23 protein-coding genes are annotated in these 21,624 nt (G+C 50.9%); 9 read left to right on the top strand and 14 right to left on the bottom strand.

The features are described from left to right. The first annotated feature begins 30 nt into the window (after positions 1 to 30). On the top strand, positions 31 to 492 hold the full coding sequence (locus PZBJ_RS03540) for an OsmC family protein (RefSeq protein WP_101761220.1): 462 nt from the start codon (positions 31 to 33) through the stop codon (positions 490 to 492). A 1-nt stretch (position 493) separates the two neighbouring features. Here PZBJ_RS03540 and PZBJ_RS03535 read toward each other — a convergent pair whose 3' ends face one another. The 3 genes from PZBJ_RS03535 to PZBJ_RS03525 form a co-directional block, all read right to left on the bottom strand. Next, complete coding sequence (locus PZBJ_RS03535; RefSeq protein WP_101761219.1) at positions 494 to 1,570, bottom strand: diguanylate cyclase; 1,077 nt, start codon at positions 1,568 to 1,570, stop codon at positions 494 to 496. Positions 1,571 to 1,742: 172 nt separating this feature from the next. Further along, entirely contained in the window at positions 1,743 to 3,578 is a 1,836-nt protein-coding gene (locus PZBJ_RS03530) for a methyl-accepting chemotaxis protein (RefSeq protein ID WP_101761218.1), read from the bottom strand. A gap of 430 nt (positions 3,579 to 4,008) precedes the next feature. Then, complete coding sequence (locus PZBJ_RS03525) at positions 4,009 to 5,058, bottom strand: NAD(P)-dependent alcohol dehydrogenase (protein WP_101761217.1); 1,050 nt, start codon at positions 5,056 to 5,058, stop codon at positions 4,009 to 4,011. A gap of 111 nt (positions 5,059 to 5,169) precedes the next feature. Between PZBJ_RS03525 and PZBJ_RS03520 the strand changes: the two genes are divergently transcribed. Beyond that, on the top strand, positions 5,170 to 5,601 hold the full coding sequence (locus PZBJ_RS03520) for a winged helix-turn-helix transcriptional regulator (protein WP_101761216.1): 432 nt from the start codon (positions 5,170 to 5,172) through the stop codon (positions 5,599 to 5,601). Here the strand turns inward: PZBJ_RS03520 and PZBJ_RS03515 are convergent. Beyond that, on the bottom strand, positions 5,543 to 6,367 hold the full coding sequence (locus PZBJ_RS03515) for a helix-turn-helix transcriptional regulator (protein WP_101761215.1): 825 nt from the start codon (positions 6,365 to 6,367) through the stop codon (positions 5,543 to 5,545). The two genes, PZBJ_RS03520 and PZBJ_RS03515, sit on opposite strands and share 59 nt — an antisense overlap. 103 nt (positions 6,368 to 6,470) lie before the next feature. On the opposite strand from PZBJ_RS03515, the gene PZBJ_RS03510 reads away from it, so the two are divergent. Then, the gene (locus tag PZBJ_RS03510) at positions 6,471 to 7,358 is read left to right on the top strand and encodes an SDR family oxidoreductase (RefSeq protein ID WP_101761214.1); all 888 of its coding nucleotides are present in this window, start codon (positions 6,471 to 6,473) and stop codon (positions 7,356 to 7,358) included. 82 nt (positions 7,359 to 7,440) lie between these two features. Here PZBJ_RS03510 and PZBJ_RS23985 read toward each other — a convergent pair whose 3' ends face one another. The 7 genes from PZBJ_RS23985 to PZBJ_RS03475 all read right to left on the bottom strand — a co-directional run bounded on the left by PZBJ_RS23985 (position 7,441) and on the right by PZBJ_RS03475 (position 13,537). Continuing rightward, positions 7,441 to 8,109, bottom strand: coding sequence for a DUF6421 family protein (locus PZBJ_RS23985; RefSeq protein WP_146001282.1), 669 nt, complete (start codon positions 8,107 to 8,109; stop codon positions 7,441 to 7,443). Positions 8,110 to 8,131: 22 nt separating this feature from the next. Then, positions 8,132 to 8,647 (bottom strand): hypothetical protein, encoded by a 516-nt coding sequence (locus PZBJ_RS03500; RefSeq protein WP_101761212.1) that lies wholly within the window; start codon positions 8,645 to 8,647, stop codon positions 8,132 to 8,134. An 11-nt stretch (positions 8,648 to 8,658) separates the two neighbouring features. Next, a complete protein-coding gene (locus tag PZBJ_RS03495; protein WP_101761211.1) occupies positions 8,659 to 9,186 on the bottom strand; it encodes a type 2 periplasmic-binding domain-containing protein in 528 nt (175 codons plus the stop codon). A gap of 23 nt (positions 9,187 to 9,209) precedes the next feature. Beyond that, positions 9,210 to 10,460: an ATP-grasp domain-containing protein gene (locus PZBJ_RS03490; RefSeq protein ID WP_101761210.1), complete on the bottom strand. Its 1,251-nt coding sequence runs from the start codon at positions 10,458 to 10,460 to the stop codon at positions 9,210 to 9,212. Then, a complete protein-coding gene (locus tag PZBJ_RS03485; protein WP_101761209.1) occupies positions 10,417 to 11,364 on the bottom strand; it encodes a DMT family transporter in 948 nt (315 codons plus the stop codon). Before PZBJ_RS03485 ends, PZBJ_RS03490 begins: the two co-directional genes overlap by 44 nt. Positions 11,365 to 11,954: 590 nt before the next feature. Then, on the bottom strand, positions 11,955 to 12,776 hold the full coding sequence (locus tag PZBJ_RS03480) for a Cof-type HAD-IIB family hydrolase (protein ID WP_101761208.1): 822 nt from the start codon (positions 12,774 to 12,776) through the stop codon (positions 11,955 to 11,957). Between the two features lie 122 nt (positions 12,777 to 12,898). Further along, positions 12,899 to 13,537: a TetR/AcrR family transcriptional regulator gene (locus tag PZBJ_RS03475; RefSeq protein ID WP_206098191.1), complete on the bottom strand. Its 639-nt coding sequence runs from the start codon at positions 13,535 to 13,537 to the stop codon at positions 12,899 to 12,901. Positions 13,538 to 13,627: 90 nt separating this feature from the next. Here PZBJ_RS03475 and PZBJ_RS03470 point away from each other — a divergent pair, with 90 nt between their 5' ends. Then, positions 13,628 to 14,296 (top strand): O-methyltransferase, encoded by a 669-nt coding sequence (locus PZBJ_RS03470; protein ID WP_101761206.1) that lies wholly within the window; start codon positions 13,628 to 13,630, stop codon positions 14,294 to 14,296. A 34-nt stretch (positions 14,297 to 14,330) separates the two neighbouring features. Here PZBJ_RS03470 and zigA read toward each other — a convergent pair whose 3' ends face one another. The 3 genes from zigA to PZBJ_RS03455 all read right to left on the bottom strand — a co-directional run bounded on the left by zigA (position 14,331) and on the right by PZBJ_RS03455 (position 17,692). After that, a complete protein-coding gene (gene zigA / locus PZBJ_RS03465) occupies positions 14,331 to 15,551 on the bottom strand; it encodes a zinc metallochaperone GTPase ZigA (protein WP_101761205.1) in 1,221 nt (406 codons plus the stop codon). Positions 15,552 to 15,716: 165 nt separating this feature from the next. Beyond that, positions 15,717 to 16,823: an ABC transporter substrate-binding protein gene (locus tag PZBJ_RS03460; RefSeq protein ID WP_101761204.1), complete on the bottom strand. Its 1,107-nt coding sequence runs from the start codon at positions 16,821 to 16,823 to the stop codon at positions 15,717 to 15,719. Positions 16,824 to 16,939: 116 nt separating this feature from the next. Continuing rightward, positions 16,940 to 17,692 (bottom strand): IclR family transcriptional regulator, encoded by a 753-nt coding sequence (locus tag PZBJ_RS03455; RefSeq protein ID WP_101761203.1) that lies wholly within the window; start codon positions 17,690 to 17,692, stop codon positions 16,940 to 16,942. Between the two features lie 390 nt (positions 17,693 to 18,082). On the opposite strand from PZBJ_RS03455, the gene PZBJ_RS03450 reads away from it, so the two are divergent. The 5 genes from PZBJ_RS03450 (at position 18,083) to PZBJ_RS03430 (ending at position 21,617) form a co-directional block, all read left to right on the top strand. Further along, positions 18,083 to 18,475, top strand: coding sequence for a RidA family protein (locus PZBJ_RS03450; protein WP_008109150.1), 393 nt, complete (start codon positions 18,083 to 18,085; stop codon positions 18,473 to 18,475). A 142-nt stretch (positions 18,476 to 18,617) separates the two neighbouring features. Continuing rightward, on the top strand, positions 18,618 to 19,454 hold the full coding sequence (locus PZBJ_RS03445; RefSeq protein ID WP_008109152.1) for an ABC transporter substrate-binding protein: 837 nt from the start codon (positions 18,618 to 18,620) through the stop codon (positions 19,452 to 19,454). A gap of 50 nt (positions 19,455 to 19,504) precedes the next feature. After that, complete coding sequence (locus PZBJ_RS03440) at positions 19,505 to 20,242, top strand: amino acid ABC transporter permease (RefSeq protein WP_101761202.1); 738 nt, start codon at positions 19,505 to 19,507, stop codon at positions 20,240 to 20,242. Beyond that, entirely contained in the window at positions 20,239 to 20,883 is a 645-nt protein-coding gene (locus tag PZBJ_RS03435; protein WP_101761201.1) for an amino acid ABC transporter permease, read from the top strand. Before PZBJ_RS03440 ends, PZBJ_RS03435 begins: the two co-directional genes overlap by 4 nt. After that, complete coding sequence (locus tag PZBJ_RS03430; protein WP_008109157.1) at positions 20,880 to 21,617, top strand: amino acid ABC transporter ATP-binding protein; 738 nt, start codon at positions 20,880 to 20,882, stop codon at positions 21,615 to 21,617. Before PZBJ_RS03435 ends, PZBJ_RS03430 begins: the two co-directional genes overlap by 4 nt. The last annotated feature ends 7 nt before the right edge of the window (positions 21,618 to 21,624 follow it).

Here is a 21,624-nt window from a genome sequence, read left to right as displayed (position 1 = left end):
GTCATGTTCATTTTAAAAGGAGCATCAGTAATGGCAGCAAAAGAACACTATTATCAGGTCACGGTGCGCTGGACCGGCAACCGCGGCAACGGCACCGCATCTTATACCGCTTACGATCGTAACGCGGAGCTGATTGCCGCTGGCAAAGAGACGATAGCGCTAAGCGCCGATCCAGCGTTTCGCGGGGATGCCACGCGCTGGAATCCGGAAGAGTTATTGCTGGCTTCGGCCTCGGCATGCCACAAATTGTGGTATCTGCATTTATGTTCTGACGCCGGAATTGTAGTGGAAGCTTATGAAGATGCAGCAGAAGGGACAATGATTGAGGGCACGCGCGGTCGGTTTACCAACATCACGTTGAAACCGCGCATTGCGCTGCGCGATCCGGCGGATGCGGACCGCGCGCGTGAACTGCATCATCAGGCCCACGAAGCCTGCTTTATTGCTAACTCGCTTAACTTCCCAGTGAACTGCGAACCCGAGTTCGTGTAATTCAGGCCGCGCCGGCCAGCGACGGTTGCCACAAGCGCACGCCGTTGCGTCCGGCACGTTTCACCTCATACAGCGCTTCATCGGCATGCCGCAACCAGTGACGTATGGATTCTGCATGCGCTGCTGATGCAATACCTATACTCACCGAACAACGAAACTCCGCCGATGCCGGTAAACGCACCTGCGCAATCTTTTCCTGCAAACGTTGGGCCAGCGCCACCACCGATTCGTCGCTGGCATGATGCACAATCACGCCTAGCTCATCGCCGCCAAAACGCGCTGGAATATCCTGCAATCCCACATGATTTCGCAGCAGCGATGAAATTTCCGCCAGCAGGAAATCCCCCGCTTCGTGGCCCCAGGTATCGTTTACCGATTTGAAATAATCGAGGTCTATGAGCAGTAAATAGCCAGCGCTGTCGCCACGACGCGTGCTGAGAAATTCGCTCTCCAGCCGACGTTCAAACAAGCGACGATTGGGAATCCCCAGACCGGGATCCATCAGCGCAATGCGCTCCAGCTCGCGGTTGCGTTTGCGCAGTTGCCAGGTGAGATTGTACGAGGTGACGCTGAGTACCAACATGTAGCAGGTTGCCAGCGGCAGGCTCAGCCAGACGGTTCGCGTGCTGAACGCCAAATCAACGCCTGCGCCATCCACCAGCCATACCAGCACAAAGGCGCAGAGAAATGCCTGCATCGCTGCAATCAACTGGGCAGCACCGCCCGCAGCATAGCGGTCCGAGGCTAGCACCGCCATGATGACAAAGGAAGGTAGCGGACTCAGCGCCATCAGCGCTACCCAAATGCCACCAAAGGCGGCATCAAGGGTTAAGTTGTGCCGCTCGGTAGCGGTGGAATCTTCGGCCCGCAGCGCGCGCTGATAAGCCAGCCACGGCCAGAGAAACGCATTCACAAATAACAGGGCGCTAAACGCCAGGCCACGATCCCGCTCCATCAGTACTGAGAGAATCGGGAAAAAACATAACATCGTGCCGAGCTGACGCATGATAAACATGCGGCGGACGAAGCGTTGGGAGCGCCGCTTCAAATGGCTATCGTCAGGTGAGTAATAGTTCATGCAGGGAAAGTATCAGGACGACAAGAATTGCAGTTTAACGGGAAATATCGGCGGCAGATCGCTTTATTTTAAGAATATTTACCTTGCATTTCTGCGGCCGCAAAAAAGTATTGCAAGCTGACCCAAAGAAAGACCGTGGAAGTAAATCTGGAGCTACTTCCACGCTGTTTTTCTAACGTGCAGCACCTTGCAGGCGGAACTGCGACACCAATCGCTCCAGCATCAGCGCCTGCTCTTCCAGGGAGTTCGCCGAGTGCGAAGAGGCGCTCACCAGCGTGGCGTTCTGCTGCGTGGTGGTATCCAGCTCGCCGACCGCATGGGCTATTTGCTCGATGCCGCGGCTCTGTTCATCCGACGCGGCGGAAATCTCTTCCATGATTTGATTCACGCGCGCAATGCTGCCGAGAATCTGATCCATGGTTTCACCGGCACGCGCCACCTGCTGGTGGCCATTGCTGATGCGTCCGACCGATTCATTGATCAACTGTTCGATGTCTTTCGCCGCCCCGGCGCTGCGCTGTGCCAGATTGCGCACTTCGCTGGCGACCACGGCAAAACCGCGTCCCTGCTCGCCGGCACGCGCGGCTTCTACCGCCGCGTTCAACGCGAGGATGTTGGTCTGGAACGCGATGCTGTTAATCACGGCGGTGATATCGGCAATCTTCTTCGAGCTGTCAGAGATTTCGCCCATGGTGTTCACCACATCACGCACCGCGATGCCGCCTTTATTGGCGTTGTACGAGGCTTCCGCCGCAATCTGACTCGCCTGTCGCGCATTGGCGGCGTTGTTTTTCACCGTGGCGGTGAGTTGCTCCATGCTGGCAGCGGTTTCCACCACCGCCGCCGCTTGTTGTTCGGTGCGTGAAGACAAATCGAGGTTGCCCTGATTAATGGCGCTGGCCGCCTGCGATACACTGCTAACGCTGCTCAGCACATCGCCGATCATGCTGCGCAGCCGTTCGTTCATGCGTCCCATCGCCGAAGTCAGCTTGCCGAGTTCATCATGCCGATCGGTGGCAAACTGCGAGCTGAGATCGCCATTGGCAATGCGCTCCGCCAGTTCGAGGTTATGGAATACCGGACGCGTGATCTGACGAATGATGTACCACGCCACCAGCACGCCGAACAAAATCGCCAGACCACCAATCAGCAGCGAAATTGCCGCCGAGCCGTTGGCCAGTTCATCGTTACGCGCTTTGACGATGGTAATGATCTGTTTGATCGCTGCACTGCTCTTGTCGCCCGCCACTTTGACGGTGTCTTCCGCCGCACGCAGCTGGCCATAGGCATCCGCCGCTTGCAGACTCAGGCTTTTGAATTTCTCGGTGTCCTGCCACAGTGCGGTGAATTCGCCCTGCTGTTCCGGCGGCAACTGCGCCAGCAGCGCTTTCATGCCTTGATCCGCCTGCTGGAAATGATTCTCCAGCGTTTTACGCAGCGCATCGCTGACGTTAAAACGCAGCGCCCAGGCTTCTTCGCGCACATTGCTGATAGCGAACAGCTGCTGGTAAATTTGATTGGTAAGTTCAGGATTAGTAACCGGTGTGCGAATCAGTTGGGTGTAGCGCGAAGTCATATCTTGCCGGCTTAAAGCGTCAAGTTGCGAGCGCAGGCTATTGAGTTGCTGCGTGGCTTGAGTCATCGCGCCAATGCTGTTCTGGAAACTGGCGAGGTGCGTTCCCAGTTCATCCACCCGCGCTCTGGCACCTTCCGACCATGAAAGCTGCTTCGCATCGCTGGTGAGTTGCTGCGCATGCGTGACGTAATTTGCCATCACCTGGCCGGATTTGTCATCGCCATACAGATATTTGAGGCGGTTAATTTTGGCCTGGAACACTTCAATGTTGATGTCATAAATCAGGTTGGTTTTCTGATAGATGTCATGAATGGCGTTAAAGCGCTGCACGCTTAATCCGGTTGCCAGCGCCACTAACAACAACACGATGCCGAATCCTGCCGACAGCTTACGCGTGATGCGCACGTTACGTAATCGGGATACCAGCCCCATCTTCCCTGCTCCTGCGTTAATTATTTTTGTATGGTTTGTAAGGGAGTTATCGGAGCGTTGCGGGAAATGTTTATTCAGGATGGTGCAAAAAGTGATTGCAGGATGTGACGCGCTATTGAGAGCAGTGCGCAAAATTTAGGGGCAAACCTGTTGCGCTAACTGGCTAAAACCTAAACGGGGTGGTAACCCCATCACCCACGACTTTTCTTTTTTTCCTGACTAACCCAAACCAGCTCGTCAGCAAAAGTTTGCTCTATTGGTTAGCATTTCACATTAAAGTATGTTGTAACTATATGAGCTAAAATCTACGTTTGTCGAAAATATTGGTCTGGCTTGCTTTAAAATTCAATGCTATCAGCAGTTTGTGTCTCTGCAAAGATGGCGATTTCAGGATGAACTCGCCTGCGGAAAAGCGCAGGCGTTAATATTTTTACCAGCGTGTCGCTTGCATATCGATAACGAAACGATACTTAACATCGCCCTTCAACATGCGCGCGAAGGCTGTTTCGATCTCTTGACCGGCAATCACTTCAATATCAGCAGTGATATTGTGCTTGCCGCAGAAATCCAGCATCTCCTGAATTTCCTGAATGCTGCCAATCGATGAGCCGCTAATGCTCAAACGACGATTTACCATCGGCGTCACATTTGGAGACTGGTGCGGTTGCTCCGGGATACCCACCAGCACCAGGCGACCGTTGGTTTTCAGCGTGGCAAGGTAAGGATCGAGATCGTGCGGAGCCGAGACGCAGTCTACGATGAAATCCAGTGAAGTTTGCGCGGCGGCCATCTGCCCGGCGTCACGTGAAACCACCACGCGCGTCGCACCCAAGCGCAGCGCATCTTCACCTTTGCCGGGTGAAGTGGTGAAAAGCGTGACTTCCGCGCCCATTGCGCTCGCCAGCTTAACTGCCATATGCCCTAATCCGCCCAAACCGACTACGCCAACTTTATCGCCGGCTTTTACGTTAAAGTGACGCAGCGGCGACCACACGGTAACGCCCGCACACAGCAGCGGTGCAACGCCAGACAGTGGCAAGGTTTGCGGTACGGACACCACAAAGTGCTGATCGACCACCACATTCTGCGCATAGCCGCCCCACGTGCTGTCGCCGGTGTATTTGTCGATGCCGTTATAGGTCGCCACAAAGCCGGATTCACAATATTGCTCTTCTTGCTGCTGACAGAAATGGCATTCGCGGCAGGAATCGACCATTACGCCGACGCCAACTACATCACCGGCTTTGAAATTCGTTACGTCCGCGCCGGTTTCAACAACGCGTCCGACAATTTCATGTCCCGGCACCAGCGGATAGCGGCTGACCGCCCATTCGTTACGGGCCATGTGCAGATCCGAATGGCACACACCGCAATACAGAATTTCAATTTTGACATCCTGCTGTTGCAGCGGTCGCAATGCAATCTGGCCTGAAGAGAGCGGTTGGACCGCGTCGTGCGCGACTAATGCATTGATTTTCAAAGGGCCTCCGAAATGAGTTGGCTTTGGCTAGCTGAAGGCGGCAGACTATAGTGAACATGGTGCAAAATTGATAGTAGTTACCTTTTGGTAACCATTCAGGAGACGAGAACTATGCCCGCGATGGTAGACGGTAAACTGTTTTTTTATGCGGATTCGCCGCCGCGACGGTTAATGGATCTGTTTTCGGTGAAATGGAGCAGCATGGTTCTGCATGCGCTCTATCATTGGCCTAACCATCGCGCGCGCACCGGCGAGCTCCAGCGCAGTCTGCAAGGAATTTCGAAGAAGATGCTGTTTCAGACGTTGAAAGAGCTGGAGCAGCGCGGGCTGATTGCGCGTCACGTTTATGATGTGGTGCCGCCGAAAGTCGATTATCGCCTAACACCGCTCGGCATGACGTTCGCGACACCGATCGAGCAGATGTATCAATGGGGGCTGGAGAATCAGGCGGCGCTGGATGAGATGGAAGCCCACTTTCGCGCCGCTACGGACGTGCCATCAGCCGCGCCACACATTCCCGATCGTGCTGGTGACGCGGATTAAACACCACCAGGCTTAAACCCGGTTTACCTTCAACCGCAAAGGTGCTGTATTCCATCTCAAGCACGCCTTCGTCCGGCAGCCACAGCTGTTTAATACCTTCGCCATGCTGACTCACTTCCTGTGATTGCCACAGCTGGCGGAAGGTGTCGCTCATCTCGCACAGCTCCTCCACCAGCGCGCGCACATGCTCGCTGGCGCCGGTGCGCGCCACATCTGCGCGGAAGTTGGCCACCATACCGCGTGTCACTTTATGCCAGTCCGGCAGACGCTTTTTCATCTCCTCGTTGCGAAACATCATCAGCAGGATATTGCGCTGGGCAGGCGGCAGTTCAGCGTAATCGACAAACACTTTGGTTGCCGCACGGTTCCACGCCACCACTTGCCACTCTGCGGTTTTGACCAGCGCTGGCGTGTTCTCCATGCTGTCGAGCACGCGCTGCAGCGATGGCGAAACATCCACACCCGCCTGCCATGTCACGCCAGGCAGACGATTTTGCGCCAGCAAAAACAGATGATCGCGTTCGGCGGCGCTCAGCTCTAATGCGCGGGCTAAGCGTTCCAATACTTCTTCCGATGGCGCGCCGCCTCTGCCCTGCTCCAGCCACGTATACCAGGTAGTGCTGACACACGCGCGCACCGCCACTTCTTCCCGGCGCAGGCCCGGCGTGCGGCGACGAAGTAGGGTGTAACCAAGTTTCGCCGCATCCAGCCGCTGGCGACGTTCACGCAGATAGTTGCCGAGCAGGTTGTCATCTTGGGGAGTCATGCCTTTATCCTGTTAGTGCGTATACCTGTATAAGCTCACGACTTTTCGTCGCGTTGCAGACTTTTATGATAGTGCTTCAACTTTGAAAAAGTGGAGCACCAATATGCGAATTTTTGTGACCGGGGCGAGCGGCTTTATCGGTTCCGCCATTGTGAAAAAACTGCAGGCACGCGGTTATCAGGTGCAAGGTCTGGCGCGCAGCGAAGTTTCCGCAGAAAAACTTCAGCAGCAACGTGTGCAGGTAATTCGCGGCGATCTGCAAGATCTCGACGGCCTGCGTAAGGCGGTCGAACAGAGCGATGGCGTGATCCACGCAGGATATATTCATGATTTCAGCCGCATGGATCATGCCGCCGAGGTCGACCAACGCGCGATTCTTGCGATGGGTGACGTATTGGCAGGTTCAGATCGCCCGCTGATTGTCACCACCGGCACCGCGCTGGTGTCGCAGGGACGTCTCGCCACCGAACAGATTCAACCAGCAGCGGGCGCGCATCCACGTTCCAACTCCAACGTCGCCGCGCTGGCGCTGGCCGACAGCGGTGTGCGCGTGGCGCTGGTGCGTTTACCGCCAACCGTACATGGCGCAGGCGATCACGGATTTATTCCGATGATCATCAATATGGCGAAGGAAAAAGGTGCAGCGGTGTATGTCGGCGAGGGTGAGAATCGCTGGCCCGCGGTGCATCGCGATGATGCCGCTGAACTGTTTTGCCTCGCGGCTGAAAAAGCTGAGCCGGGCGCGATTCTGCATGCAGTACAGGAAGAAGGGGTGCCATTCCGGCAGATTGCCGAAACCATCGGCACCGGATTATCACTGCCGGTGAAAAGCCTGACGCTGGAAGAAGCAAAAGCGTGGTTAGGCTGGATGGCATTTTTCGCGTCTACTGATAATCCGTCATCCAGCGCGTGGACGCGTCAGACGTTTAACTGGCAGCCGAGCGGGCCGGGGTTATTGCAGGATATGCGTGAAGGCGGGTACTTTGCATAAGGTTTAAAAGAATGAGTAGCGCACCTTGATTGGTGCGCTTATGTCTACTTTCATTATCATAAATTTCAAAAATATGGCGCAGTTAAAAAAAGAGAATTGGTATGTTAACTTTCATATTCATATCATGAATATGATAATCATCAGGGATAATATATCGATCATTCAGATTACCTGGCTCAAGTTCTTTCATTACAAAACTTTCAACTTCTTGCTTATAAGTTGCATCATCCTCGATCTCTTCAAGCCCTTCTATTTCCTTAATAAGGGCATGCAAGCCAGTCAAACACTTTTCAAAATCCATTATAGCTTTGCCAGAAGAATCGCAAATGCTAATACCATGCCCTCGGCGTTTAAGCCAGGAGAACAATAAAACCCCAGTTGCCGCATCAAAATTACTCGTCGCATCGTGTTGAGCAGGGTAACGGACCAACCTCTCAAATAAAATAAACTCGGTCACTTCTCGCCACCAAGGATAATGCTGCTGTTGCACTCTAATAATGGTTTGGCAATCAACTTTTATTTCTTCTAAAACACCTACCCAAAAATTCATTTTAACGTGAATATTTTTATTAAAAGGACGGGGTCCGCAGTGGTGATAATAGTCGTGCAAGTATCCCCATACCGAGCGCGCTGCATAGCAATTCTCTGCGCTTAGTAAATGAGATGATTTCCCTTCAAACTCCAATAATGATTCTACTCTACGCAATGTGTCTTTTTGATAGATAGCATGAAATTTATTAAAAAAGAACATCGCAAAATGTTGTTTAACAACCCTATTTTTTTTTAACGTTTTCTGGAAAGAAGACTAAGCAGTGTCCAACACTGAAACCAGAAGACGAAGCAATCAGGTGCATTGTTTGGCTGACATTTTGTGGATGTGGTAAATCAGACATAATTGGCAGCAAGACATCGGGTTGTTTTCGTTGAGCCAAAAAGCACTCCAGCCAATATCCTTTTTCTTTATGACTATTAGGTGTAATGATTGTAGCCAGGTAAAAAGTTTTGCCGCCATCTACAGGTGGTTCATAGCTATCTAATGACCGTTTAAAACATGGTACAGTATTTAATCCAGCTCTTTTCCATTCACGAAGGTCGGTATTCAATTGTAGGGCATAATCGGATTGTTTCAGAGCAGACAATATCTCATCAGCCAAACCTATAATTTCATCCAGCAAATACTCAGCTTTATCTATGTTACATACTACCGCGCCTGTAGCACTTTGCAATTTATTGAACTCATGTATTCGAGGACATAATTCAATAATAACCTTATCCTTAACCCATTCCATAAAAATTCTCCTTAGCGTCTATGACCATGAAGAGTGAAACACATTGGCACTTCACCAAAGTCTTGAATGACCTTTAAATTATTATCTTGTGCAGCTTTTAATGTTGTTATACACGCGGAAGCCTTTCCACTAACACACTCCAGCGCTGCCTGTACATTACTTGATACAAAACGAACATCCTGGCTGTATGTATACGCGAGATGGGATGGCGCTGGATGACAAACAATTGTAAATTGTTCCATATTTGACGAACTACGATGATTTTTTGCTAATACCATGTTCCATGTTGGCATTACAAAACTATCCTGAATTTCTAAAAAGTCTAAGTTCTCAAATACAATTTTATGTAAGTCTGGATAGACGGCACATCCTAATAATAGATCATGTGTATTCTTCCTGACTTCAATGAGAGCATCCTCAAGAGTTGAATAAAGCTTAACATCACCATAAACCTTCTTACTTTCCAGCCAAAGATAACCTGCTTTCTCACAATTAGTTCCTTCTGGCCCTAAAGTGTGGATTATTATTTTACGATCCATATCATTCTCCTTAACTATGGAATCTATGAATATTTTATTTTTAGATTTTTTTGCAAATCGTTATAAAAAGATTCACAAGCTTCATGGTCAGTATGACGTGTTAAAATAAATCCTGGGTAACCTGAAAAATGAGGGTATGGAAGAACTTTATGCCCAGGCTCCATAAATTCAAAAACATATTCCACCTCAGATTTCTCACGGGCATTTGCTAATCCATCAATCTCGACAAAGATTCCATCCCCCTGCACAGGAATAATATAATTTCCGGCAGTAGATATCGGTTTTACTAATGCCCCCATTTTTTGGGAAAATTCCATACCTAAAGCGTGGCAAATAACCAACTGCAGGAAGTTTATATCCGTGCTTGCTTTCACAATATAATGTGATATTCCGGATCCACCCACGCGTGGTGCGACTTCTATAACAAAAGGCATTTGCTTTTGGTTAATACGCAGTTCCACATGTGCTGGTCCCTCATTAATTCCTAACGCCTTAACTGCACGTCTAACTTCATCTACGATTTCATCTCGCAGTTTCTCATCAATATCAGCAGGTGCAATATAAACACCTTCTTCAAAGTATGGACCTTTGCCATTACCTTTATCGCCGATTGAGAGCACTGTTACCTCACCACGATGCGAAAATGTTTCGATTGCGAACTCCGGCCCATCGATAAATGACTCAAGTAAAACACCACCCTTGTCATAGATGAAATTTTTCAATTGCGTGCGGTTAATTTCCCATACTTTATCAATAGCATTTCTCAATTCATCAGGGTTGTTAGCTCGTGTAACACCTTGACTGGAAAATCCATTAGTAGGCTTCACTACAAGCGGAAATTTTATTTGATCAATGTCTGGGTATTCTCCTTCTTTAATCTCAATAAAGGAGGGTGTGTTTAGGCCGTTATCATGCAGAACGCGCCGAGTCATATTTTTGTTTCTACATTGTTCTACTACGAATTCAGGTAAGAAAGGTAATCCCAACCTGTTAGCAATTTTAGCGGCGAAATCTAACGCCGGTTCAAATAGTGTTAAAACACCATCAATTCGGCGCGCTTTATTTTCTAACATGACTATATCTAGTGCTTTATCTTCATCTTCAAACAATGGCAAAGCAATGCTTCTCACAACACCGGGAATTTCCGGCGGTGGAGACTCATTATCGTTATAAAAAAATGTAATTTCGACACCCATTGCCTTAGCTTCTTCAAACACAAATGGTAGCTTTCTATTCTGACAGATTATGGCCAGGTTTTTTTGTAGAGTTGACATTAAGAGTTTCCTTTTCGCGTTTTGGCAAAACGATTAACATTACTCCGAGAACAACAACCGCGGTGCCTATAATCACAGTCGTGGTAATATTTTCATCAAGAAGTATGAAGCCCATATACAATGCAATAACTGGGGAGATGAATAAATGAGATGTAGCTTTAGAAATATGCCAATGTTTAAGCAAAGTAATATTAAGCGTAAATCCTAATACTGATCCTATTACTGCTAAATAAAGGAGCGCTCCTAAGCTCTCCCCATAAAAGAAACGGTTACCACTTTCAATTATTAAGCTCGTAATCAAGAGTAAAAAACCACCACTCAGCATGGAAAATGCAACAAAACTAAGAAGTGGAAGAGTTTTAATATGCTTTTGAACTTTGAGCGTTATAGCGGCTGAACTGCCCATGGCTCCTAACACTGCTAACATAGCAATTATACTTTTTTCATTGCCCGGTAAAGATGCTCCTTCACCAAAAACCACACATACACCTATGATGGCAAAGAAAACACCTGATAATTGCCTTCCAGTTGCTGGCTTTCCGCGTAAGAAATGGTTTAGAAGTAGTGCATATACGCTAATTCCAGAAGCTAAAACAGCTACCAATCCACTAGGTATATATGTTGATGCCCAATAAACTGTTCCAAATGGAATCGAAAAATAAAACAGGCCGTTAGCTGCAGCAAGACTGAAAACGGCGTAATTAATATAAATTCTTTTACTTAAAATTAAATAAAAAATAACAATTACACTTGCAATCAAAAACCGCATCCCTGCTGACCACAATGGAAGGCTATTATTTAGCCCAAGCTTTTGCAGTGCCCATGTTGTGCCTCCAATAAAGCAAAGAAGGATGAAAAACATATAAACACGAATTCTTATTATAAAGTTAAATGGAGATGACATAACTCGAGCACTCCTTGCGTTGAATATTAATGCATAAGATTGAATAAAGATATCCTCTTAAGATTAAAATCAATCCTCTACGATCTAAAAGTTAACCTCAGCTTATCAAAGCATAATTAAAGCTGTAACCATTATTTAATTACTTTTAAATTAAAAGAAAAAAACACTCAGTTAATCGAGTCAGCATCGAGTATTAAATTGCCTTTCAATTGTAATCATTATTTTTTCAACTGGATGAACTTATAAAAACAGAGTAATAAGTTAATTCGAGGGAATTTTCCTACCCATTTATAAGACAAGTGAAGTTATCGCGAGATGTGTTGAAGGTAAAAAAGCCCTCAAACCATTGCATTATAATGCTTTTATTTTATCAGTAAATTTCGGATTCAATTCCAATAATACTTTATTGTCTTATATATAAAGGAAAGATTAGAGCGACAACATTGGTCACTTTTGACAAATCAGGCGGGTTTATGCGTTATAACCCTTTCTCAATGAGGTATATGACGGGTACTAGTAAGTGAGATGAATTAACAACTAGCATTCTGCTTGAGCGTCATTGCCTGCAATGACGCTCCGCATCAATAACATCAGCCAAACGGCACTTCGCGCGCCAAAATGCGGGCGATCACGTTAAGCGCGCCTTCGTCATTGTTGCTTTCGGTTCTGTAACGCGACACGGCGCTGACTGGCGCGGCGGCGTTCGCCATTGAGAAGCTGTAGCACGCCTGACGCAACATTTCGATGTCATTGGCGCTGTCGCCTATCGCCACCACTTCACAATCATCAATGCCCCATTTTTCCTGCAGCAGCGCGATGCCATGCGCTTTGTGGCAGCCGGGAATGATCAAATCCACAAACCCAAAACCGCTGGAAACCGGATGCATGATGTTTTCAATCGCGCCCAACTCAGCGTGCAGACGTTCCATCAAGGCATCAACGCCTTCGTGCGCCAGATTCAGCGAGAACTTAAAGATGGTGTCGTCGATATCGTAAAGATTGTCGCGCTTTTCCAGACGATGATAGTGATTCGCCAACATGGCAATCACTTCGTCGGACATTGAGGTGTGCACGTACGCGCCGTTGCGGCCACAGACCACGGTGCTGATGTCCGGCTCTTTAGCGAGGATGTCGAGGATTTGATGCACGCGCTCCTGCGCCAGTTCGCCGCAGAAGATCTCTTCATTGCTGTCAGAAACCCAGGCGCCGTTTTCCGCAACAAAAGCGATCTCGTCTTTGATATCAGGAAAGTAGCGCAGCAACTGATAATACTGATTGCCGCTGGCGACCACGAAACGAATGCCCTTCTCTTTCAGCAACGCATACTGACGCGCAAAGCGCTGCGCATTGTATTGTTTGTTGTCATCGAGAAAAGTGCCATCCATATCCACCGCAATCATCTTCACTGCCATTTTGCTCTCCCGTTTGCTCATTCGGCTCTATAAAGGTTTTGTTAAGCTTACTCGCGGTGTGGATTATTGAGAATGTGAATAATGAGTTTGTTAACCGCTTTCAGAGATTTCCAGTCCATCTTTTACTGTAAATCGGCGCCTTTTTCCCTGATCCAGGCACAAAACATCGCCGCCATCTCTTGCGCGTAAGCCTGAATCTCAGCTGGCGTGCGCGGCGATTCGGAAAAATGTTTCCCAACATTGCCCAGCGTACTGTTCAATAAATCTGCGGCGCGCGATCGTTCACTTTCCTCCGAGAGCGGTAATACTTCACGCAGAAAATCGCTGATGACATTTTCACCCGCCGCGCGCGCTTCCTGCACTTCCGGCGCATCACGATACAAAGGTGCGGCGTCATTCAGCGCGGTGCGCATCGCCGCCTCTTCACATTCCGAATGCAAAAACGCCAGTGTGAGATCGTGCAGTCGTTGACGCGGCGTGTTGGCGGTATTGCGCAGAATCGCACCTAACAAATCGCTAGTGCGTAGCCATTCTTCGCTTTGTAATCGGAAAAGAATAGCTGCCTTATTGGGAAAATATTGATACAGCGATCCAATACTGACGCCCGCGCGTTCCGCCACCCGCGCCGTGGTGAAACGCGCGGCGCCTTCCAGCTCCAAAACCTGAGTAGCCGCCTGCAAAATGGCGGAAACCAGCTCGCTGGAACGCGCCTGCCTGGGTCTTTTTCTCTGTGAAATCTTAATGTTACGTGGTTCAGTCACTATCATCTCCTGAACACGAATAGTGAAATGCGAATAATTCATCGTATTCTGTTGGCACAGCAAAATCCATTTGTCTGCACGGAGAACAACATGAATACCTTAACCTCTGCGCCACTAGCGCCGCTGCTGAATTACCTGTTTGAACTGGCCGATAATATGGCGCATCCAACCAATAACGCCTTCAGAACCATGACTGACGCCGAACAACATCGCCTGCTACACAGCAAAACCGATTACCTGGAACTTTATGGACATCTAAAAGAGGTGCCGTTAGCGGTATCACGTGAAACCGGCAAGTTGCTGTATATGCTGGCGCGCAGCAGCAATGCCCAAACCATCGTTGAATTTGGCACCTCATTCGGCATTTCCACGCTGCATCTGGCGGCGGCGCTGCGCGATAACGGCGGCGGTAACATCATCACCTGCGAGTTTGAACCGGGGAAAGTGGCGTTAGCTCGTAACCATTTCGCCGATGCCGGCGTCAGCGATTTGATTGAGGTGCGCGTGGGCGATGCGTTGCAGACATTGAGCCGCGATCTACCGGCCACCATCGATATGCTGGTGCTGGACGGTGCAAAAGCGATTTACCCGGAGATTGTAACGTTGGTGCAGCCGTTTTTGCGTCCCGGCGCGCTGATTGTTGCCGACGATGCCGACTTCAGCCCGGAGTATCTGGAGCTGGTGCACAGTAATCGTGGTTTTATGTCGCTGCGGTTTAACGATGGGGTTGAGGTGTCGATGTGGGTTGGGAATGTGTAATTATGAAGGTCGCCAGGAATGGCGACCTGACTAATCAGTTAAACCATGGCTGGAACGGGTCGGGGAATTCCACCCAGTTATCGGGTCCGAGCGCCATTTCCTCATCGGTTAACAGCGCCTGTTCCAGTTTGCTACGCAGCGCGTTTTCATCCATTTCTATGCCGATAAACACCAGTTCCTGTCGCGCGTCGCCGCTGCCGTCAACCCAGTTCTCTAAGATGTAGCCAAGGTTTTCCGCATCTTCCGGCCAGCGATCTTTTGGCACGCTGGCCCACCACAGGCCGGCTAAACCCTGACGCGATACGCCGCCTGCCTGCGACCATGAACCGGCATGACGCGGACGGCTGGCAAGCCAGAAGTAGCCTTTGGAACGCACCACTCCGTGCATCTCATTTTCAATCAAGTGAGCAAAGCGCATCGGATGGAACGGACGACGCGCGCGGAACACGAAGTTACGAATGCCGTACTCTTCGGTCTCGGGCGTGTGTTCTCCACGCAACTCCTGCAGCCAGCCCGGCGCCTGCGCGGCGGCATCAAAATCAAACAAACCGGTGTTGAGCACCTGATCCAATCCCACTTTGCCGAATTCAGAGGTGATAATGTTGGCGCGCGGATTGAGCGACGTCAGGATCGCCATCAGCCGCGCTTTTTCCGTCTCGTTAATCAGGTCGGTTTTGTTAAGAATCAGTACATCACAGAACTCGATTTGATCGACCAATAAATCCACCACCGTGCGCTCATCCTCAGCGCCCAATGATTCTCCGCGCGACTGAATGCTCTCATTCGATTCATAGTCACGCAGGAAGTTAAAGCCATCGACCACCGTCACCATGGTGTCGAGCGAGGCAACTTCAGACAGACTTTGCCCCTCTTCATCGGCGAAGGTGAAAGTCCCCGCCACTGGCAACGGTTCAGAAATGCCGGTCGATTCGATCACCAAATTATCGAAGCGGCCATCTTTCGCCAGACGATTGACCTCCAGCAGCAAATCTTCACGCAATGTGCAGCAGATGCAGCCGTTACTCATTTCCACCAGCTTTTCGTCGGTGCGCGACAGCTCTGCCCCGCCCTCGCGCACCAGCGCGGCATCGATATTCACTTCCGACATATCATTGACGATCACCGCCACACGACGGCCTTCGCGGTTATTGAGAATATGATTAAGCAGCGTGGTTTTACCTGCGCCAAGAAAGCCGGAAAGCACGGTGACGGGAAGTTTTTTGAAACCATCCTGATTTTGGGTTAATGCTGACATAGCAACTCCTCTAAATGACAAGGTTCACAAGACGTATAGGCATACGCGCAATGGTGTTTTTAGTTATGTTATAACATAACAATTAACGTTGTCATTGAGGAATGTTGATGGAGCGGATTGGTCGCCATAAATGGCGACCTTACGGCGAACGGGGAAAACCTGCGATTACTGGTTGTCGGGATAACTCAAATCGATGGCGTTATCCGGCAACGTGGTGAAATTTTTAACGATGGTGCGGAAATCCGCGTTCGGTTTGAGATCGGCAAACTGTTGCGGATAGAGATCTTTCGTTAGAATTTCCATGCCGATGATGTTGTACGGATGATTATAGAAGTGGTGGTACACGCCATATACGCGGCCCTGTTTCACCGGCTCGATCTGCGCCAGGCCGGTGCGCTTCAGCAGCGTCTGGAAGGTGGCTTTCACTTCTTCCGGCTGCACGCCATAACCAAACGGCAACACATTGGCGTTTGGACGTTTCGATCCGGTCATGATGTAGACATCCGGTTTCATGGCGATGATTTTTTCCAGCGCCACAAATCCGGCATTGCCCGGCAGCAGTTCAGAGCCGATATTTTTGCCGCCCACCGCTTCCACCAATCCGCCCCAGCCATTGTGGCTGTGCGTAAAGCAGCAGTTGTCGCTATTCCCGGCTATCGGCTCGATAAATACCGTTGGCTTCTCTTTTACTTGCGCCACGCCTTGGGTGATGCGCGCGAATTTCTGCTGATAGAAATCGGTATAAGCCCTGGCCTGGCTTTCGCGGTTCAGCACTTTACCGAGCAGCGTCACGCTCGGCGCGGTGTTCTGCGCGGGATGCAGTTCATAATCCAGGAACACCACCGGAATATGCAGATTCTGCAAGGTGCCGAGCACGCCCGATTGCTGTAACGCCGGTTTGGCTCGCAGTTGCGCAATCATCAAATCAGGTTTCTGCGCCAGCACGCTTTCGAGATTGACCTGGCCCTGATCGTTAAAACCCATATCGACGATTTTCGTCGCTTTCGGCCAGCGCCCTTTCAGTACATCCCAGGTTTGCGTGTCCTGTTTTTTCGGCAGATTGTTCCACGCCACCACGCGCTTAAACGGATCGTCGCGATCCAGCAGCGCCAGCGTCAGAATGTCGCGCCCATCCTGCAATATGATGTGCTGCGGCTCTTTGTTGATGGTTTGCGTGTTGCCGTCCATGTCGGTGACGGTCAGCGGATACGTGGAGGCAGTCGCCGCCGTTGAAGCCAGTAATCCCATTGCCAAAAGCAGGCGCGTTTTCATGCCAAAACTCCGAGGTAAAAAGAATAGTTATTATTATCAATTACCTTAACACAACCTTAAGTGGCGAGAATAAACGCCACTTCAATCAGTTGTAACAGAGTTTTATGCGGATGCTGTTAGGTGAAATCAGAGAGTTTTTGTCCGGAAGTGATCAGTTCCTGCAGCAGCATCTGGCGACGCTCCTGCGGCGTATCGCGGCTGACCATAAAACAGATTGCCGCCACCGCCTGACCGCTGCGCGAACGGATCGGCGCCGCCATACAGCAGGTGAAGCTTTCCGATAATCCTTCGGTCATGCAATAACCGAGTTTTCCGGCGTGATGGATTTCATCAAGAAACGCCTGCTTATCGAGGATTTGGCCGCTGGCGAGGCGATAATCCTCCTCCGGGATTAGATCCAGAATCGCGCTGTCCGACCAGTTACTCAGCAGCAAACGCCCGGTCGCGGTCCAGGTAATCGGCACACGCACGCCGATATCCGAAGTGATTTTGAAAGGATGCGCATTACTTTCAGAAAGCACCACGGTGTATTTATTACCTTCCAACATACAGAGCTGCACGGTTTCGCCATGGCGCGCCACAATCTCCACCATGAGTTGATGCGCCCGACGGATCAGATCGTTATGCGCCATATAATCCGCACCGTAATAGTGCATCTCACGGCCAAAGAACACTGCGCCTTCGGCATCCAGCTCCACCAAACCGGCTTCACTTAGCAGGCTGACTAATTCATAGATGCTGGAACGGGGTGCGCCGGTGGCGTCGATCAACGCGCGCATCGACATCGGCTGACGTGCGCTGTGCAACTGCCGAAAGATTTCAATAACCCGGTCAACTCCGCGCGCCCGCGAGGGTTTTTCGTCCGGCATAAACTCACTCCTTGATGGCATGGGTACAACAGCTAAAGGCAATGAAAGAAGGGCATGATACACCGCGCATCGGCTTTTACCCATCCCGGATTAAATAAATATTAATTACCTGCCATTAATTAGCACGATCAATTTTGGTGCCTCATTATGGCGCAATACGCTCACTCAACGTTTATAAAACTACGATAACGATCACACTCCAATATAAACACAGACAAAAGTTAATTTTATTTTGCGATCCCGACGACATCACAAAAAATTAAATCGCTGTGCACATATTGCAAAAGAAAATTTCCTGTGCAAATCTTGCCCTATCCAGTATTGCAGATAGCAGTCTGGTATATCAGACAACACAGTAAGCAGATTTTGCTGCAACAGGAGCAGAAAGGGATGACGATTAAACGTTATGGCGTAGAAGGCGGAACCGGTACCGGCGGGCAGAAACTGCCGTTTGCCCGCGCGGTGGAAGCCGATGGCTGGCTCTACATCTCCGGCCAAACGCCGATGCGCGACGGTGAAGTGGTGGAAGGTGGCATCATCGAACAGACGCAGCTGGCGTTCGAAAACTGTCTCACCATCATGCGCGAAGCCGGTTATCGCGTCGAGGATGTGGTGCATGTCACTGCGGTATTAACTGATGCGCGTTATTTCAGTTCATTTAATAAAGTATTCAGTGAGATATTTAGCGGAAATCCCCCGGCGCGTATTTGTAGCGTGCAGGATTTAGTCGTCGACTGCAAAGTCGAAGTCGATATGAAATGCTTCCGCGCCGATCGTAAATAAATATTACGGTTAAAACAGGCTGGTGAATGTTTACTTTCTCCGCCCACACCAGGACAGCCTGTTATTAATTGATGCCTTTCTATTTTGCTGTGAAATAACGGTATTACACCGTCTCGTCAAAATTTCTAAAGAGAGCATAACAATGAAGACAACATCGCTAAAAGTGAGCCTCAACGCGCTAGCCGGCGCGCTGGTATTACTGACGCTGGCGGGCTGTACGCCAACTGAAGAGAAAAAAGAAGCGGGCGCCGCGCCGCAATCAGCGCTGCAAACCGTGTTGCAACGTGGCACGCTGCGCGTCGGCGACTGCCTGAGTTTCGCCCCGTTCGGCTTTTACGATAAAGACGGCAACCCGGACGGCTACGATGTTGATCTCGCCAAAGCGCTGGCCAAAGAGATGGGCGTGAAACTGGAAATGGTCAACACCACCAGCGCCAACCGCATTCCTAATCTGCAAACCAATAAAGTGGATGTGGTGTTCTGCAACTTCACCCGCAATCTGGAACGCGCCAAAGAGATCGGCTTCACCAACCCGTATGTGGTGGCAAGTGAAGCGATGCTGGTGCGCAAGAACAGCGGCATCCAGTCCGCACACGATATGGGCGGCAAAACCATCGCCACGGTGAAAGGCTCGACCAACGGTGACGAAGTGCGCAACCTGGGCATTGACGTGAAGATTCAGGAGTACGACTCATCGCAGGCTGCCATCCTCGCGGTGAAACAGGGCCAGGCTGATGCGATGATCGAGGATAACAACTTCCTCGCCTATCAGGCCAAGCTCGACCCAACGTTAACCGTGACCAATGAAGCGCTGGTGCCGCTGGAATACAACGCCTTTGGCGTGAAGCAGGGCGATCAGGTCTGGACCAACTATCTCAACGAATTCCTGTTTGAAATTAACGCCTCCGGTGAAAACGCCCAGCTGTATCAGAAATGGTTCGGCAACAAACCGCGTTATCCGCTGAATCCGCAATATTGATCCCCACGCGGCGCGGCAACTGCTGCTGCGCCGCCCGAAGGAGCAGAACCATGAGTTATCAATGGCTAACCCTGTGGCGCTACGCCGACACTTTTCTTGCCGCCGCGTGGCTCACCTTGCAAGTGACATTGCTGGCGTTTGCGCTGGCAGTGGCGCTCGGTTTGCTCTCGGCGCTGGCGAAAGCGTCGCCGCTGGCCCCGCTGCGCTGGATCAGTCACTGCTACGTTGAGTTCATCCGCAACACGCCGGTGCTGCTGCAGATCTTCATCATCTTTTTTGGTCTGCCGTCGCTCGGCATCACCATGAGCGCCTTTACCGCTGGCGTGCTGGCGCTGGGGATTAACGTCGGTGCCTACCTGTCCGAAACCTTCCGCGCAGGCATTCAATCGGTGCCGAAAGGCCAGCTAGAAGCCGCATGGGTGCTGGGCATTCCCCGTCGTCAGGTGTTTCTCACCGTGGTGCTGCCGCAGGCGGCGCGCGCGGTGTGGCCCGCCATTATCAACAACCTGATTCAGCTGCTGCTCGGCACCTCTTTGCTGTCAGCGATTGCGCTGCCTGAACTGACCGGCACCGCCACAGTGATTAATGCGCGCACGCTTCTTTATATCCAGACATTTAGCGTCGTTGCCCTGGTCTATCTGGTGCTGAGCAACCTGTTCTCCTGGCTGGGAACGATGGCAGGACGGCGCATGTTCCACCCGCCGCTGGTGACCCCGGTAAAAAAGTCCGCCTGGTGGTGGGCAAGAAAATGGCTGACTAATCCAGTGAAACGGGAGAACGCGCTATGAACGAGTTAATCATTAGTTCGTTACCGATTCTGCTAAAAGGGCTCGGTATCACACTGCTGCTGTCGGTGGCCGCGATCATTGGCAGCACGCTGCTGGGCTTGCTGGCGGCGGTGTTGCGCACCAGCCGCTTGCCCGTTCTGAAGCAGATTGCGGTGATCTACACCGAGCTGTTTCGCGGCACGCCGGTACTGATCACGCTGATGTTCATTTACTTCGGCGTCGCCTATTTCGGCTATGACATCAACCTGTTTGCCGCCGGTATTCTTGGTCTGAGCATCTATCAGGGCGCGTATATCGCGGAAGTGTTCCGCGCCGGCATCGAAGCGGTGCCAAAAGGCCAGTGGGAAGTGTCATGGATTTTGGGCCTGTCGAAGCGTCAGACCTTTATGAGCGTGATCCTGCCGCAAACGCGCGGCATCGTGCTGCCGCCGCTGGCGGGCCAGTATCTTTCGCTGATCAAAGACACCTCGATCGTCAGCATGATCGGCATGTCCGAACTGATGCATCAGGGCCAGGCGATTGTCGATCGCATCGGTCAGCCGGTGGTAGTTTACAGTCTGGTCGCCCTGCTCTACTTCGCCGTCTGCTTCCCGCTTTCCCGTTGGGTTCAACATCATCAAACCAGGAGCCAAATCTCATGAGCAAATCCGCGATTACCTTAAGCCGGATAACCAAATCGTTTGGCGCAACCCAGGTGCTGAAAGAGATCAGCCTGGATGTTTCACCGGGCGAAGTGCTGGTGCTGATTGGCGCATCCGGCTCTGGCAAAAGTACCGTGCTGCGCATCATGAGCGGGCTGGAAGTGGCCGACGGCGGTGAAGTGTGGGTCAACGACGTGCCGCTGCACCAACGCAAGCGCGCCAGCGAAATCTGCGGTCACGTTGGCATGGTGTTCCAGCAGTTCAACCTGTTCCCGCACAAAACCGCGCTCGGCAACGTCACGCTGGCGCTGATCAAAGCGCAAAAGCTGTCGGAAGCCGAAGCCAATAAACGCGGCATGGCGGCGCTGACGCGCGTCGGACTGGCCGAGCGCGCGCATCACTATCCGGCGCAGCTTTCCGGTGGTCAGCAGCAGCGCGTGGCGATTGCCCGTGCGCTGGCGGTAGAACCGAAAATCATGTTCTTCGATGAAGCTACCTCGGCGCTGGACCCAGAACTGGTAGGCGAAGTCATGGAAGTGATGCGCAGCCTGGCGCGTGAAGGCATGACGATGGTGGTGGTGACACACGAAATGGGCTTCGCGCGCAAAACCGCTGACCGTGTGGTGTTTATGGATCAGGGCGTGATTGCCGAGCAAGGTTCGCCCGAGCAGATTTTCGTCAATCCACAGAACCCGCGCACGCAGCAGTTTTTATCGCGCGTACTTGAGCACTAACAGGAGG

This window comes from Pantoea endophytica, from assembly GCF_002858935.1.
In the GTDB taxonomy this organism is placed as follows: domain Bacteria; phylum Pseudomonadota; class Gammaproteobacteria; order Enterobacterales; family Enterobacteriaceae; genus Pantoea; species Pantoea leporis.
The sequence above is the reverse complement of the archived record's forward strand: the minus strand, read 5'-3'. Positions and strand labels throughout refer to the sequence as shown.

Coding starts and splice junctions, on each gene's coding strand:
- PZBJ_RS03470 (WP_101761206.1), top strand. CDS start 13,628: ATGAATACCTTAACCTCTGCGCCACTAGCGCCGCTGCTGAATTACCTG.
- PZBJ_RS03490 (WP_101761210.1), bottom strand. CDS start 10,460: ATGTCAACTCTACAAAAAAACCTGGCCATAATCTGTCAGAATAGAAAG.
- PZBJ_RS03535 (WP_101761219.1), bottom strand. CDS start 1,570: ATGAACTATTACTCACCTGACGATAGCCATTTGAAGCGGCGCTCCCAA.
- PZBJ_RS03500 (WP_101761212.1), bottom strand. CDS start 8,647: ATGGAATGGGTTAAGGATAAGGTTATTATTGAATTATGTCCTCGAATA.
- PZBJ_RS03485 (WP_101761209.1), bottom strand. CDS start 11,364: ATGTCATCTCCATTTAACTTTATAATAAGAATTCGTGTTTATATGTTT.
- PZBJ_RS03430 (WP_008109157.1), top strand. CDS start 20,880: ATGAGCAAATCCGCGATTACCTTAAGCCGGATAACCAAATCGTTTGGC.
- PZBJ_RS03445 (WP_008109152.1), top strand. CDS start 18,618: ATGAAGACAACATCGCTAAAAGTGAGCCTCAACGCGCTAGCCGGCGCG.
- zigA (WP_101761205.1), bottom strand. CDS start 15,551: ATGTCAGCATTAACCCAAAATCAGGATGGTTTCAAAAAACTTCCCGTC.
- PZBJ_RS03520 (WP_101761216.1), top strand. CDS start 5,170: ATGCCCGCGATGGTAGACGGTAAACTGTTTTTTTATGCGGATTCGCCG.
- PZBJ_RS03495 (WP_101761211.1), bottom strand. CDS start 9,186: ATGGATCGTAAAATAATAATCCACACTTTAGGGCCAGAAGGAACTAAT.
- PZBJ_RS03515 (WP_101761215.1), bottom strand. CDS start 6,367: ATGACTCCCCAAGATGACAACCTGCTCGGCAACTATCTGCGTGAACGT.
- PZBJ_RS03455 (WP_101761203.1), bottom strand. CDS start 17,692: ATGCCGGACGAAAAACCCTCGCGGGCGCGCGGAGTTGACCGGGTTATT.
- PZBJ_RS03510 (WP_101761214.1), top strand. CDS start 6,471: ATGCGAATTTTTGTGACCGGGGCGAGCGGCTTTATCGGTTCCGCCATT.
- PZBJ_RS03460 (WP_101761204.1), bottom strand. CDS start 16,823: ATGAAAACGCGCCTGCTTTTGGCAATGGGATTACTGGCTTCAACGGCG.
- PZBJ_RS03435 (WP_101761201.1), top strand. CDS start 20,239: ATGAACGAGTTAATCATTAGTTCGTTACCGATTCTGCTAAAAGGGCTC.
- PZBJ_RS03440 (WP_101761202.1), top strand. CDS start 19,505: ATGAGTTATCAATGGCTAACCCTGTGGCGCTACGCCGACACTTTTCTT.
- PZBJ_RS03450 (WP_008109150.1), top strand. CDS start 18,083: ATGACGATTAAACGTTATGGCGTAGAAGGCGGAACCGGTACCGGCGGG.
- PZBJ_RS03540 (WP_101761220.1), top strand. CDS start 31: ATGGCAGCAAAAGAACACTATTATCAGGTCACGGTGCGCTGGACCGGC.
- PZBJ_RS03530 (WP_101761218.1), bottom strand. CDS start 3,578: ATGGGGCTGGTATCCCGATTACGTAACGTGCGCATCACGCGTAAGCTG.
- PZBJ_RS03480 (WP_101761208.1), bottom strand. CDS start 12,776: ATGGCAGTGAAGATGATTGCGGTGGATATGGATGGCACTTTTCTCGAT.
- PZBJ_RS23985 (WP_146001282.1), bottom strand. CDS start 8,109: ATGTTCTTTTTTAATAAATTTCATGCTATCTATCAAAAAGACACATTG.